This is a genomic window from Pandoraea sp. ISTKB (assembly GCF_001721285.1).
Classification (GTDB): domain Bacteria; phylum Pseudomonadota; class Gammaproteobacteria; order Burkholderiales; family Burkholderiaceae; genus Pandoraea; species Pandoraea capi.
The window spans coordinates 97,533-109,848 of record NZ_MAOS01000013.1; the positions used below are offsets into that span (position 1 = coordinate 97,533).

10 protein-coding genes, 1 tRNA gene and 1 pseudogene are annotated in these 12,316 nt (G+C 60.1%); 6 read left to right on the top strand and 6 right to left on the bottom strand.

Translation table 11 applies throughout. The features are described 5' to 3' along the window. Positions 1-19: 19 nt before the first annotated feature. A pseudogene (locus tag A9762_RS03640) lies at positions 20-833 on the bottom strand (IS3 family transposase); the annotation flags it as partial. A gap of 149 nt (positions 834-982) precedes the next feature. Next, positions 983-2,293: a hypothetical protein gene (locus A9762_RS28395; RefSeq protein ID WP_139133054.1), complete on the bottom strand. Its 1,311-nt coding sequence runs from the start codon at positions 2,291-2,293 to the stop codon at positions 983-985. Between the two features lie 291 nt (positions 2,294-2,584). On the opposite strand from A9762_RS28395, the gene A9762_RS03645 reads away from it, so the two are divergent. After that, positions 2,585-3,184: a recombinase family protein gene (locus A9762_RS03645; protein ID WP_069340687.1), complete on the top strand. Its 600-nt coding sequence runs from the start codon at positions 2,585-2,587 to the stop codon at positions 3,182-3,184. A 30-nt stretch (positions 3,185-3,214) separates the two neighbouring features. Here the strand turns inward: A9762_RS03645 and A9762_RS03650 are convergent, their stop codons facing one another. The 4 genes from A9762_RS03650 to A9762_RS03665 all read right to left on the bottom strand — a co-directional run bounded on the left by A9762_RS03650 (position 3,215) and on the right by A9762_RS03665 (position 7,189). Beyond that, positions 3,215-4,444, bottom strand: a complete 1,230-nt coding sequence (locus A9762_RS03650) for an integrase arm-type DNA-binding domain-containing protein (RefSeq protein WP_069340688.1) — start codon at positions 4,442-4,444, stop codon at positions 3,215-3,217. Between the two features lie 194 nt (positions 4,445-4,638). Further along, positions 4,639-4,723, bottom strand: a tRNA-Leu gene (locus A9762_RS03655). A gap of 183 nt (positions 4,724-4,906) precedes the next feature. After that, complete coding sequence (locus A9762_RS03660) at positions 4,907-6,076, bottom strand: ABC transporter substrate-binding protein (protein ID WP_069340689.1); 1,170 nt, start codon at positions 6,074-6,076, stop codon at positions 4,907-4,909. 171 nt (positions 6,077-6,247) lie between these two features. Then, a complete protein-coding gene (locus A9762_RS03665) occupies positions 6,248-7,189 on the bottom strand; it encodes a CysB family HTH-type transcriptional regulator (RefSeq protein ID WP_069340690.1) in 942 nt (313 codons plus the stop codon). A 133-nt stretch (positions 7,190-7,322) separates the two neighbouring features. Between A9762_RS03665 and A9762_RS03670 the strand changes: the two genes are divergently transcribed. From A9762_RS03670 to cobA, 5 genes are all read left to right on the top strand, one after another. Next, the gene (locus A9762_RS03670; protein ID WP_069340691.1) at positions 7,323-8,099 is read left to right on the top strand and encodes a sulfite exporter TauE/SafE family protein; all 777 of its coding nucleotides are present in this window, start codon (positions 7,323-7,325) and stop codon (positions 8,097-8,099) included. A 104-nt stretch (positions 8,100-8,203) separates the two neighbouring features. Further along, positions 8,204-8,920 (top strand): phosphoadenylyl-sulfate reductase, encoded by a 717-nt coding sequence (locus A9762_RS03675; RefSeq protein ID WP_069340748.1) that lies wholly within the window; start codon positions 8,204-8,206, stop codon positions 8,918-8,920. 124 nt (positions 8,921-9,044) lie between these two features. Then, complete coding sequence (gene cysD / locus A9762_RS03680; protein WP_069340692.1) at positions 9,045-9,992, top strand: sulfate adenylyltransferase subunit CysD; 948 nt, start codon at positions 9,045-9,047, stop codon at positions 9,990-9,992. 101 nt (positions 9,993-10,093) lie between these two features. Beyond that, positions 10,094-11,395 carry a sulfate adenylyltransferase subunit 1 gene (locus A9762_RS03685; protein WP_069340693.1) on the top strand — a complete coding sequence of 434 codons (1,302 nt, stop codon included), beginning with the start codon at positions 10,094-10,096 and terminating at the stop codon, positions 11,393-11,395. Between the two features lie 109 nt (positions 11,396-11,504). Further along, a complete protein-coding gene (cobA, locus tag A9762_RS03690) occupies positions 11,505-12,314 on the top strand; it encodes a uroporphyrinogen-III C-methyltransferase (protein WP_069340694.1) in 810 nt (269 codons plus the stop codon). Positions 12,315-12,316 lie beyond the last annotated feature (2 nt).

Here is a 12,316-nt window from a genome sequence, read left to right on the forward strand (position 1 = left end):
AGTTTTTCGGCGTTGCGGATCAAGGTGACCCAGGCAAAAACACCAACTGTCGGGCGAATTCGGCCGGTGCCAGCTCTTTTTAGAGCTGAGTGAGGCAGACTCTCGTTATAGTCCTGGCGCCACGCTTCGATGATCGCTTTCGCTTCGTCCAGCGTCTCGAACCGATGCAAGTTCATACGTTCGTCACGGAATGACCCGTTAAACGTCTCGATGTGGCAATTGTCCGTTGGCTTTCCCGGGCGACTGAAGTCAATTCGGGACTTGTGGTGATACGCCCACATGTCGAGCAAACGCCCGGAAAATTCGCTGCCGTTGTCCACGAAAATATGTCGCGGAGCGCCGCGCCTGGCAGCGATACGACTAAGTGCCGACACCACATGTTCGCCCCTCAACCGCTGTCCGACTTCGATGGCCAGTGCTTCTTTCGTAAAAACGTCCACGATCGTTAATGTACGGAACTTCAACCCGTCTGCGGGTTGGTCTGCGACGAAATCCATACTCCAGGCGTCGTTCGGTTTGCCTGGCACAATCTTCTGCACACGGGTGACGACCATCTTGCGTCGCTTGGGCAGTTTTGAGCGCAACTGCAGTTGCTCTTCGCAGTACAGCCGATATGCCTGATCCCGGCCCAATTGCCGGCCTTCGCGCCGTAGCAGTATGTGTACAGGCCGGTAGCCATAACGCACCCGCGTATAGGCAAGCTCTCGCATGCGTGCACGCAGCGCTGGCCGAGGGGCCTTCACGCTTTGGTAATACTGCACGCTGCGTGGTTGCTTGACCAGCCTGCAGGCCCGCCTCATCGTCAATCCGTAGTGGCTTATCACGTAATCCACCACGTCTATTGGGCATACTTCGCGTCGCATCCTGCGATCAAATCGGCAGCATGACTGCCCCTGACGCTTCACTTAAAAATCTCAGAAGACTGTCCGAATGAGCGAGGCCACCTCTGATCAATTGCCTTAACGACGAGTTGAATGGGCTGCTAAGGTATGTACCAATAATTTATAACTACACTCGTCCTGTAGTCCGCCCGCAAAACGGTAGCAACTGAGTTCAAGTCGTCTTCCACGCTCTTATGCGGGTGGTGAGAGGAGGAATCTGGGATGCAATGAACAAATAGTTCGGCAGAAAAAGCCGCGGCGGCCCCACTTTCCCAAGAGTGCTTTGAACCATGATGAGGAACTTGGACCGTGCCGATGCTGGCCCAACGAGTCAATCCAAAATGTGCTGTCATCTCCTCAAGAGTTCCGGCATCGATGCGAAGATCACCCAATAGTAAAGTGCCAGCCTTGTTTGTATTTAAGATTTTCCCGTCATAAAAAAAATGGTGCTCGTCGAAATTTTCGGCAACTGCGAAATATCCGATTCTGATTGCATATGGGCGCACGAGTAAACAAAGCGAGATATTGTTGCGCTGCTGACTAGAATTTCCAAAGTGTTTCACGTAGACGGCTCTCAGTGCATCACGCCATCCTTTGCGTGGTTTTCGACTCAAATCATATAGTCCGTAGCTACGTGATATTTTGTCGACTTCGGATTGAACAACAGAAATTTCGCAGTGAGATCGACGGGCAACAGACATGCCAGTCGCATCATGACGAAAAAGGTCAGGCTGTGTTGCATTGAAAAACATCAGTTCAAGCGGTAAGCCAAGCGCCCCCACGGACCTCGTGTGCTTGTGAGTTAGCAGTTGAGGTCCAGTCGCAATGGACGTGCCGTGAGCATTCATGAGTGGATGTCGCGGGCCGTGAGCTCGCTCACTGGAGTGCCCTTTCTCATTTTGAAAAGGCTCGTCTGCGGTTGGGGAGCTAGGCAAAGGGGCAGGAGGCGCGTCAATCGGAGGGTCGTCGTCGTCACGAGTCCCACCTTGCACCATGAGCACGGTAGTGACTTGGTCAGCAAGGCCGTGCGCATGCAGCCAAGCCACCGGATCGAGTTGGAGAGATGCCGTAGAAGCAGAGCTCGAATCCGAGTCAATCGCTGCTGCACAAGCTAACCTTTGACCGATGTCCATGTACGGCAGCGCGAGATTCCGAACCTTTCTCGATTTCAACAGGCGTTCAACTCCATTTACGTGATCGTCGTCAAAATGAGAAAGAACTAAAAGGTCGATCTCTTCAGGTGCTTGCCAGCACTCATCAAAACGTGTGATCTCTTGGTCGAGGCGCGTCGTTCTCTTTGAGCCACAGTCGTAAATCCAGCTAAATTCATTTACACGCCCCATCTCAAACGCGAACCCATTGAAGAACGTGCCATGCCCTACTGAATTGAAGCGCTGATGAACGTTAATCACTTAGCCTCCAGAAATTAAAAAAATATGCCTGCTGTTTTATGGTAAAGCAACGTGCGTAAATTGTCGAAAAAACACATCAAAAATCTAAATTGCTGATGCCTAAAAATCGAAAGACTTGCATCGAAATTTCTGAGGGGTGGTCGTACACATCACTCGCCAGCAATGCTGGCTCATTTCGGTACACCGTAATGAGCCAACCATGTGGGCGCCGCCAGTTGGATCAATAGAATTAACCGTAAAAATGAGCCATGTTATAATTGAGCCACTAACTCTAATGATCCATTAGATGCCATGCGCAAGCTCTATTACGGCCGGATTTCAACAACGGACGGTCAGTCGTCAGCGAGCCAGTACGACGACGCCAAAGCCCACGGTGTGCACGACAAGGACGTTTTCATCGATGAGGGTGTGAGCGGTTACCACGTGGCCCCTGACGCGCGGGGCGAGTGGCGCAAAGTCGAACATGATTTACGCCACGGCGGTATTCTTATCGTGCGCTGGCTCGACCGCATTAGCCGAAGATACGACGAGTTGCACCGCACGATGCGTCGATTGATGGACTTTGGCGTCCGTGTCGAATGCACGCTCAACGGAATGGTTTTTGATGGGAACGCCAAGTGCGCTATTGAGAAAGCAACGCGCGACGCAGTGTTGGCGTTCATGGCCGCGCAGGGTGAGGCTGATTATCTGAACCGTGCCGAAATGCAACGACGCGGCGTTGCGATTGCGAAAGCAGAAGGGAAGTACAAGGGCCGCGCGCGATCACATGACTACGCGGCAATCAAGGCATGGCGGGTGGAGCGGGGCGCTAGCATCCGGATGACGGCCGAGGAGTTCGGTGTCGGCACTGCCACCGTCAAGAGGGCGTGTGCCGAGCGCATATCGCGCTAAGTGCGTTCGTCTTCCATCGGTTCGTTGCTTTCAGCCTTGGCCAGCCCCAGCTGCTGCGCCGATGGGGATAACTTGAGCGCCTGCTTTTAGCCGATCAAGATAGTCGGCCCACTGCTGCATCATGGCGCGACGTTCCTTGATGAACTTGGTTCGGTTGTAAGCTGAGCCGAGGTTGTCTGGTACTACATGCGCCAACTGATGCTCAATCACCTCCGGTTTTTGCTCCAATTCTTCGTGCAGAATCGTTCGTGCCATTGCGCGAAAACCGTGACCGGTTATTTCCGTACGCGTGTCGTAACCTAATCGCCGAAGCGCGGCATTGATCGCCGCCTCACTCATTGGGCGCAGTGCTGAGCGGGCACCAGGAAAGACATACCGTCCCTGACCAGTCAGTGCGTGCAGTTCTCGCAGAATGGCTACCACTTGTGATGCAAGCGGGACCAAGTGCTCTGTCTTCGTCTTAGTAATCAGATAGCGCCACTCCCCCTTGTCTAGATCGAACTGCGTCCACTCAGCTTGACGAAGTTCGCCGGGGCGTACGAATAGCATCGGGGCCAGCCTGAGTGCGCAAAGGACGGGGAATGTCCCCGAGAAACCATCGAAAGCCCTGAGCATTTCTGCGACTTTGGCAGGCTCGGTAATGGCGGCGAAGTGAGTTTCAACTGAGGGCGGAATGGCCCCGACCAGGTCTCTTGCCGGATCGCCCTTTGCCTTTCCCTCTTTGATCGCGTATCGGAAAACTCGGCTGATTTCGCTGCGCACCCGGTGCGCAGAATATCGAGCTCCTCGACTGTCGATCCGTTTGAGTACCACCAGAATTTCGGGGGCATCAATCTCGGTGATAGGGCGTTTGCCGAGCCACGGGAAGACGTCGTGCTCAAGTCTGGCTAGAGTCTTCTCGTGCTGGTTGATCTGTACGACCGTCTTGCGCTCTTCCAGCCATTCTCGTGCAACAACCTCGAACGAGTTATCCGCGTTCAATCGGGCTGTCCGCTTGTCGATCTTTTTCTTTTCCCCTGGATCGATCCCCGCCGCCAATTGCTCCCGCGCGATGTCCCGCTTCTTGCGTGCTGCGGCCAATCCGACCGTCGGATAGACGCCCAGTGCGAGACGTTTTTCCTTTCCGTTGAACCGGTACTTGAGCCGCCAGTATTTTCCCCCCGTTGGGGATACTTCGAGGTACATGCCCCCGCTGTCAGCAAGACGGTAAGTCTTCTCGCGGGGAGCTGCGTTGCGCGCGGCAATGTCAGTGATGGGCATCACGACCTCATTGGGGGCATTTTCTTGATGAGAATCCGATTTCCTAGCAAGTGCCCCCTAAAGTGCCCCGACGTGCCCCCGGATGTCAACACATCCCGATGCATGTCGGCGAACGGATTGGGAAGCAAAAAACCCGCGAAGACGTTATCTGTCGCGGGTTCTCGAATTCTACTGAATTTTCTTGCAAGTGTATCTGGTGCCCAGGGCCGGAATCGAACCGGCACGCCTTGCGGCGGGGGATTTTGAGTCCCCTGCGTCTACCAATTTCACCACCTGGGCGGATGTGCGGGCACCGAACGGTGTCGCAGCGTGAGTCGTTCGAAAAACCTGATGGTTCACCGGACGAAGGCGAGATTATGACCGAAATTTGCCCCGGCCACAAGCCCGCCGCATGCGCTTTTCTTCTCCGTCGCCAAGTGCCTCTCGGCTCGCCCGGCGACGGCAATGGCAGACGCCCAATGATCAGTCAGAGACGAACACGAACTTGCCGTTCTTGATCTGTCCCATCACGCCAGCCCGCTGGTCCAGCCCCACGTGATCCTGCGGGCTCAGGTTCATGATGCCGTTGGGAATCGCCAGGTTATGCGTCGACTCCAGCGCGTCGCGCAACGCTACGCGGAACGCCGGGGTGCCCGGCGCCGCCACCTTCGCTGCACGCGGCACGGCATCGTTGAGCAGATCCCACACGCCATAGGCATCGGCCGCGAACTGGGTCACGGTATCCGTGCCGTACTTGGCTTCGTACTTCTTCGTGAACGCCAACGCTGCCGTGCGTGCCGGATGTCCCGCCGGCAAGGTCTTGGCGACCACGCCCGGCTGCGTCGGGAACAACGTGCCCTCGACATCCTTGCCGCCCACACGAACGAAGTCGTAGGTCGCGATACCGTGCGTCTGATAAATCTTGCCGGTATAGCCGCGCTCCTGAAGCGTGCGCTGCGGCAGGGCCGCCGGGGTGCCGGAACCGGCAACCAGAATGGCGTCCGGTTTGGCCGACATCAGCTTCAGGGCTTGCCCGGTGACGCTCGTATCGGTGCGATTAAAGCGCTCCTGCGCCACGATCTTCAGCTTGCGCAACTCCGCAAACTTCGTGAATTCCTTCAGCCAGCTATCGCCATAGGCATCGGCAAACCCGATGAAACCCACCGTCTTGATGCCGTGGTTCGCCATATAGCGCGTCATCACGTCGGCCATCGCCGAATCGTTCGCGGCCATCTTGAACGCCCAGCGACGTTTCGCGTCCTGAGGCTCCACGGCGACTGCCGAGCCGATCAACGTGATCATCGGCGTTTCCGCCTCGGAAATCGGATCGAGCATCGCCAGCGCGCTCGGGGTGATGTTCGGCCCGACGATGACGTCGACCTTGTTCTCGCTGATCAACTTGCGCGTGTTCTTCACCGCCGTGCCCGGATCCGAGGCGTCGTCGAGAAAGACGTAATGCACCTTCTGCCCGCCGATCTGATCGGGCCAGAGTTGCATGGCGTTCTTGCTGGCAATACCGATGGCCGCCGCCGGTCCCGTCGACGACAGGTCGATGCCGACGGTCAGGTCGGCGCGTGCGGCCGTCGCCACACCGGTCAGGGTCAGAGTGAGCAGCAGGCCCGACAGGCGAATGCCGCGAAGCGTTGAGCGCATGAGGTCTCCTTTTGGTCGAATCGCATAAGCATACCGCACCGTCAGCGTTCGACCAGCCGGAAAAAATACGTCTCGGAGATGTCGCCGGGAAAGTGTGTTTCGGCGTATTGACGACCGGATGCCGCCAGCGGTGCCCGAGAATTGAGCACCGCTGGCGGCATCCGGAATACTTCAAAGCTCGTAGCTCTCGTGCTCGCCGCGCAACGCCTGTTCTACCAGCTTGCGGGTAAGGATGGGTGAAAGCAGTTCAACCATCGTGAAGACATAGCCGCGCAGATAAGCGCCTTGCTTGAGCGCGACGCGCGTCACATTGGTGCCGAAGAGGTGACCGACCTGAATGGCCCGGAGATTGCGGTCGCGCTCCGGGTCGAATGCCACCCCCGCCAGAATCCCCACGCCCAGTCCCAGCTCGACATAAGTCTTGATGACGTCCGCGTCGATGGCTTCGAGCACGATGTCCGGCTGCATATGACGCAGCGAGAACGCCTGATCGATCTTGGCGCGTCCGGCGAACTGCGGGTCATAAGTAATCAGCGGGTACTTGGCCAGATCCTCGATGCCCACCGACGGCAATTGCAGTAGCGGGTGATCGGGCGGCACCACCGCCACGTGCTGCCACTGATAGCAGGGCAGCGACACCAGATCCTTATAGCCGGCGATGGCTTCGGTGGCGATCGCCAGATCGGCCTGATCGTGGAGCACCATCTCGGCGATCTGCGTCGGGCTGCCTTGCAGAATCGACAGACGCACCTTCGGATAGCGCTTCTTGAACTCGGCCACGGCGTGCGGCAGCGAGTAGCGCGCCTGCGTGTGCGTGGTGGCGATGGTCAGGCTGCCCTGATCCTGCGCGGCGTAGTCCTTGCCGATCCGCTTGAGGCTTTCCACCTCCATCAGAATCCGCTCGACGGACTCGAAGATGATGCGCCCGGGTTCCGTCAGGTTACGGATGCGCTTCCCATGACGGGCAAAGATGTCCACGCCGAGCTCTTCTTCAAGCTCGATGATGGCCTTGGAAACACCCGGTTGGGAGGTGAAGAGCGCTTTTGCGGCTTCCGTCAGGTTGAAGTTCTGGCGGACGGCCTCGCGCACGAAACGAAACTGGTGCAGGTTCATTTGTATAACTTTAGAAAATATACAAACAATTTTTAATTCGTTTGAAGTATATAGCCTTTTCATTACAGTGGGTGCCACTGTTTCGATAACGTTATTCCTTTCAGGCATTTAGGACCCACCAGGAACGTCATTCATGTCGCTGTGGCTTGAACCCCTTTCCGGATTTGGCGTCGGCCTGCTGGTCGGCCTGACCGGTGTAGGCGGCGGCTCACTGATGACGCCCTTGCTCACGCTCCTGCTGGGCTATGCCGCGCCTGTCGCCGTGGGAACGGATCTGGCGTTTGCCGCGATCACCAAGAGTTTCGGGACGGTCGCGCACCGCTCGCACGGCCACGTGAAATGGCACATCGTGCGTCGGCTCACGCTCGGCGCGCTGCCGGCGGCGCTGGTCACCATTCTGTTCCTGAAGCGCCTGGGCGGTATCGACGAGGCGGCGCTGCACGTCATCAAGCTGACGATTGCGGCGTCGGTACTGCTCACGGTGCTCTCGCTGCTCTTTCGCGCCAAGCTGCTCGCGGTGCTGCGCGCCCATCCGAACTGGCAATTGACGGGGCGCTCGCAGGCGGTGGCGACAGTGATCGTCGGCGCGGTCATCGGCGTGCTGGTCACGATTTCCTCGATTGGCGCAGGCGCCGTGGGCGCGACGCTGATCCTGATGTTGTATCCGCAGTTGGAACCGGCCGAAGTCGCCGGTACCGATATCGCCTACGCGGTGCCGCTCACGGCCATTGCCGCGTTGGGTCATATCTGGCTCGAGACGGTGCACTGGGCATTGCTCGGCAGTCTGTTGATCGGCTCCCTGCCCGGGATCTGGCTGGGCGCGAAGCTCACCCGCCATCTGCCCGAGCGCATCGTGCGCGCGGCGCTGGCGGCGACGCTCACGCTCGCGGCAGTCAAGCTGGTCGGCTGACACCCCACATAAAACAAGGAGTTCGCGACATGCGAAACGAATCCCGCTGGGAACCCACCCCGGCAGCCGTACCGTCGGGCGTGGCCGATGCCGAGCATCAGGACATGGCGTTGCTCGACGAAATGGAAGCCGTGCTGGCTGAGCGACTCGCCCGCATCGCTGGTTCGCACCGCAATGTGAAGTTCGCGAGCAGCCTCGCCGCCGAAGACATGCTCATCACGCACGTCATCCTGCGTCAGCAACTGCCGATCACCGTCTTCACGCTGAACACCGGTCGTCTGCACGAGGAGACGGTCGGCATGATCGACAAGATCAAGGCGCGCTACGGCTACGACGTCGTGCAATACGCGCCGCACGCCGATGCCGTCGAACAGTACGTCACCGAACATGGCGCGAACGCGTTCTACGAGAGCGTCGATCTGCGCAAGGCGTGCTGCCAGATCCGCAAGGTCGAGCCGCTGGGTCGTGCCCTCGCCGACGCCGACGCCTGGCTCACCGGCCAGCGTCGCGAGCAATCGGTCACCCGCGGCGAACTGGCCTTCGCGGAACAGGACGACGCCCGTGGCATCGCCAAGTACAACCCGCTGTTTGACTGGACCGAAGCGCAAGTGTGGGCTTACCTGACCGCGCGCGACGTGCCGGTCAACCCGCTGCACGCGCGCGGCTATCCGAGCATCGGCTGCGAGCCGTGCACCCGCGCGATTCGCCCCGGCGAAGACAGCCGGGCAGGGCGCTGGTGGTGGGAGTCGCGCGACAGCAAGGAATGCGGGCTGCACGCGAGCAACCTGAGCAAGATCCCGGTGTCGGTGCAGTCGAACTGATCGACCGGAATGCCGGGCAACAAGATAGAAGACGATGTGACGGACAGACAGCACTGACGCACATCGGGCAACAAGACTCTCGAAAAATTCGGAATCACTCGGAATCGTCAAGGAAGGGAACACTATGGGTGCGATGCACGAAGTTGCGCAGGCCAATGGCTCGCGAATGGATCATCTGGACTGGCTCGAAGCCGAATCGATGTACATCCTGCGCGAGGTCGTGGCGGAGTGCCGTAAGCCTGCGTTGCTTTTCTCGGGCGGCAAGGATTCGGTCGTGGTGCTGCACCTGGCGCTCAAGGCGTTCGGTCTTGGCCCGGGCCGCAAGACCCAACTGCCGTTCCCGCTCGTGCATATCGACACCGGCCACAACTATCCGGAAGTGATCGAGTTCCGTGATCGTCACGCCGAAGCGCTCGGCGCCGAACTGGTCGTCGGTCACGTCGAAGACTCGATCGCGCGCGGCACGGTGCGCCTGCGTCGCGAAAACGATTCGCGCAACGCCGCACAGGCCGTCACGCTGCTGGAAACCATTGACGAATACGGTTACGACGCCATGATCGGCGGCGCCCGTCGCGACGAAGAAAAGGCGCGTGCCAAGGAGCGCATCTTCTCGTTCCGCGACGAATTCGGTCAGTGGGACCCGAAGGCGCAGCGCCCGGAACTGTGGCACCTGTTCAACGCCCGTCTGCACAAGGGCGAGCACCTGCGCGTGTTCCCGATCTCGAACTGGACCGAGCTGGACGTGTGGCAATACATCGCTCGCGAGAACCTCGACCTGCCGTCGATCTATTACTCGCACGAGCGTGAAATCGTGCGTCGCAACGGGCTGCTCGTGCCGGTCACGCCGCTCACGCCGAAGCAGGACGGCGAGACGAGCGAACTGGCGCAGGTGCGCTTCCGTACCGTGGGCGACATCAGCTGCACGTGCCCGGTGGCCAGCGTTGCCGCGAGCCCGGTGGAGATCATCGCCGAGACGGCCGTGACGGACATCACCGAGCGTGGCGCCACCCGCATGGACGATCAGACGTCCGAGGCGGCGATGGAACAGCGCAAGAAGCAAGGGTATTTCTGATTCGCCGGCACGCACCGCGATCAGATCCACGTTAAGACACACCGGCTCGTTGAGCGACACACCGCGCCGCTCGGGAGCCAAGCCATCGAGTTGAAAAGATCATGAGCCTCACCCCGCACCAGGAAGACCTCGGCGTGCTGCGTTTCATCACGGCAGGCAGCGTCGACGACGGCAAGAGCACGTTGATCGGCCGTCTGCTGTACGACAGCAAGTCGGTGCTGACCGACCAGCTCTCCGCCCTCGCACGCGCCAAGCACAAGCGCACCGCCGGCGAAGACATCGACTTCTCGCTGCTGACCGACGGCCTCGAAGCCGAACGCGAGCAGGGCATTACCATCGACGTCGCCTACCGCTATTTCACGACGGCGCGCCGCAAGTTCATCATTGCCGACACGCCGGGCCACGAGCAGTACACGCGCAACATGGTCACGGGCGCATCGACGGCGCACGCCGCCATCATTCTGGTCGATGCCACACGCGTGACCGAAGTCGACGGGCGCACCGAGCTGCTCGCGCAGACCAAGCGTCACAGCGCGATCGTCAAGTTGCTGGGTTTGCAGCACGTGATCGTCGCCATCAACAAGATGGACCTGATCGACTACAGCGAGACGGCGTTCGACAACATTCGCGCGGCGTACCTCGAACTGGCGCAGCGCCTCGGTTTGCAGGACGTTCGCTTCGTGCCGGTCTCGGCGCTCAAGGGCGACAACATCGTGTACGCGAGCGAGCGCATGCCGTGGTACCAGGACGAACCGCTGCTCGACATGCTCGAATCGCTGCCGGTCGCGCAGACGGGCGGTGAGCTGCGCTTCCCGGTGCAACTGGTTGCGCGTCAGGACGGCTCGCATGCCGACGACTTCCGTGGCTACATGGGCCGCGTGGAATCGGGTTCGGTGCGCGTGGGGCAATCGTTGCGCGTGCTGCCCGCGGGCCGCACGGCCACCGTCGCGGAAATCGTCGGCCCGCGCGGCCAGATCGAAGAGGCGTTCGCCGGTCAGTGCGTGACGATTCGTCTGACGGAAGACGTGGACGTGTCGCGCGGCGATACCTTCGTGGGCGCGGACTCCGCGCTGGAGCCGTCGCGCAAGCTCTCCGCAGACGTCTGCTGGTTCGACGAAGACGCGCTCGCGCCGCAACGCAAGTACCTGCTCAAGCAAGCGACCAGCACGGTATACGTGAAGATCGGCAGCGTGGACACGGTGCTCGACGTCAGCACGCTCTCGCACGGCACGGACAAGACGACGCTCGCCATGAACGATATCGGACGCGTGCAATTGAGCTTGCAAAAGCCGGTGGCGGCCGACACGTACGATGCCAACCCGGCCACGGGTGCCTTCGTGCTGATCGACGAAGCAACCCACCACACGGTGGCAGCCGGTATGATTCGTGCGCTGGCGGCCTGATTCCGGTCGCCTCGCCCACGTAGTCTTGCATTGGCACGGCACACGGTGCGCTTAAACGCACCGGTGTCGGCAAAGAAAATCGACGGACCCACGAAACGACGGCAGCATCATGACGACGACGCACGCACCCCAATCGCAACCGGTTCAACGACCGGGCAAAGTCTATCTGGTGGGCGCTGGTCCGGGTGCCGCCGACCTGATCACGTTGCGCGGCGCACGTCTGCTGGCACAAGCGGACGTGGTACTTCACGACGCGCTGGTCGAACCGGAAATGCTCGCGCTGTGCCCGCAGGCGAAGCTCGTCGCCGTGGGCAAACGCTGCGGCAAGCTCTCCAGCGCGCAGCAATTCATCAACAAGCAACTGATCGATCACGCCCGTACGCACGCGCTGGTCGTGCGCCTGAAAGGCGGCGATCCCATGCTGTTCGGTCGGGCAGACGAAGAACTGCGCGCGCTTGAAGCCGCAGGGATCGAGGTCGAGGTCGTGCCGGGCATCACGGCGGCGCTCGCCAGTGCCGCTTCGCTCGGACGTTCGCTGACCCTGCGCGGTGTGTCGCGCAGCGTGGCGTTCGTCACGCAAAGCCGGGCGCCCGGCTCGCCGGAGATCGCGCAGGACGCCTCGGCCGATTCGCTCGTCTATTACATGGGGCGCGATGCCGCGGCCCGCATTGCTTCGGAACTGATCGAGGCGGGCAAGTCGCCGGGCACGCCGGTGGCGATCGTCGAGTCAGTGACGACATCGCGTGAGCGCCGCATCGGCATGACGCTCGCCGACTTGCGCGACGGCGTTGCCGTCTCGTGGTTCGACAGCTCGCAACCGAGCGTGATACTGGTCGGCGAGGCGTTTGCCGACGTGTTGGCGCAACCCGAACTTCAGGCGCAAGCCGACACGCAACCGCCGGTGTCGGCGGCCGCGTAAGC

Excerpts from the sequence above, each read along its gene's own strand:
- A9762_RS03670 (WP_069340691.1), top strand. The coding sequence starts at position 7,323 with ATGTCGCTGTGGCTTGAACCCCTTTCCGGATTTGGCGTCGGCCTGCTG.
- A9762_RS03660 (WP_069340689.1), bottom strand. The coding sequence starts at position 6,076 with ATGCGCTCAACGCTTCGCGGCATTCGCCTGTCGGGCCTGCTGCTCACT.
- A9762_RS03675 (WP_069340748.1), top strand. The coding sequence starts at position 8,204 with ATGGCGTTGCTCGACGAAATGGAAGCCGTGCTGGCTGAGCGACTCGCC.
- cobA (WP_069340694.1), top strand. The coding sequence starts at position 11,505 with ATGACGACGACGCACGCACCCCAATCGCAACCGGTTCAACGACCGGGC.
- A9762_RS03645 (WP_069340687.1), top strand. The coding sequence starts at position 2,585 with ATGCGCAAGCTCTATTACGGCCGGATTTCAACAACGGACGGTCAGTCG.
- A9762_RS03665 (WP_069340690.1), bottom strand. The coding sequence starts at position 7,189 with ATGAACCTGCACCAGTTTCGTTTCGTGCGCGAGGCCGTCCGCCAGAAC.
- A9762_RS03685 (WP_069340693.1), top strand. The coding sequence starts at position 10,094 with ATGAGCCTCACCCCGCACCAGGAAGACCTCGGCGTGCTGCGTTTCATC.
- A9762_RS03650 (WP_069340688.1), bottom strand. The coding sequence starts at position 4,444 with ATGCCCATCACTGACATTGCCGCGCGCAACGCAGCTCCCCGCGAGAAG.
- cysD (WP_069340692.1), top strand. The coding sequence starts at position 9,045 with ATGGGTGCGATGCACGAAGTTGCGCAGGCCAATGGCTCGCGAATGGAT.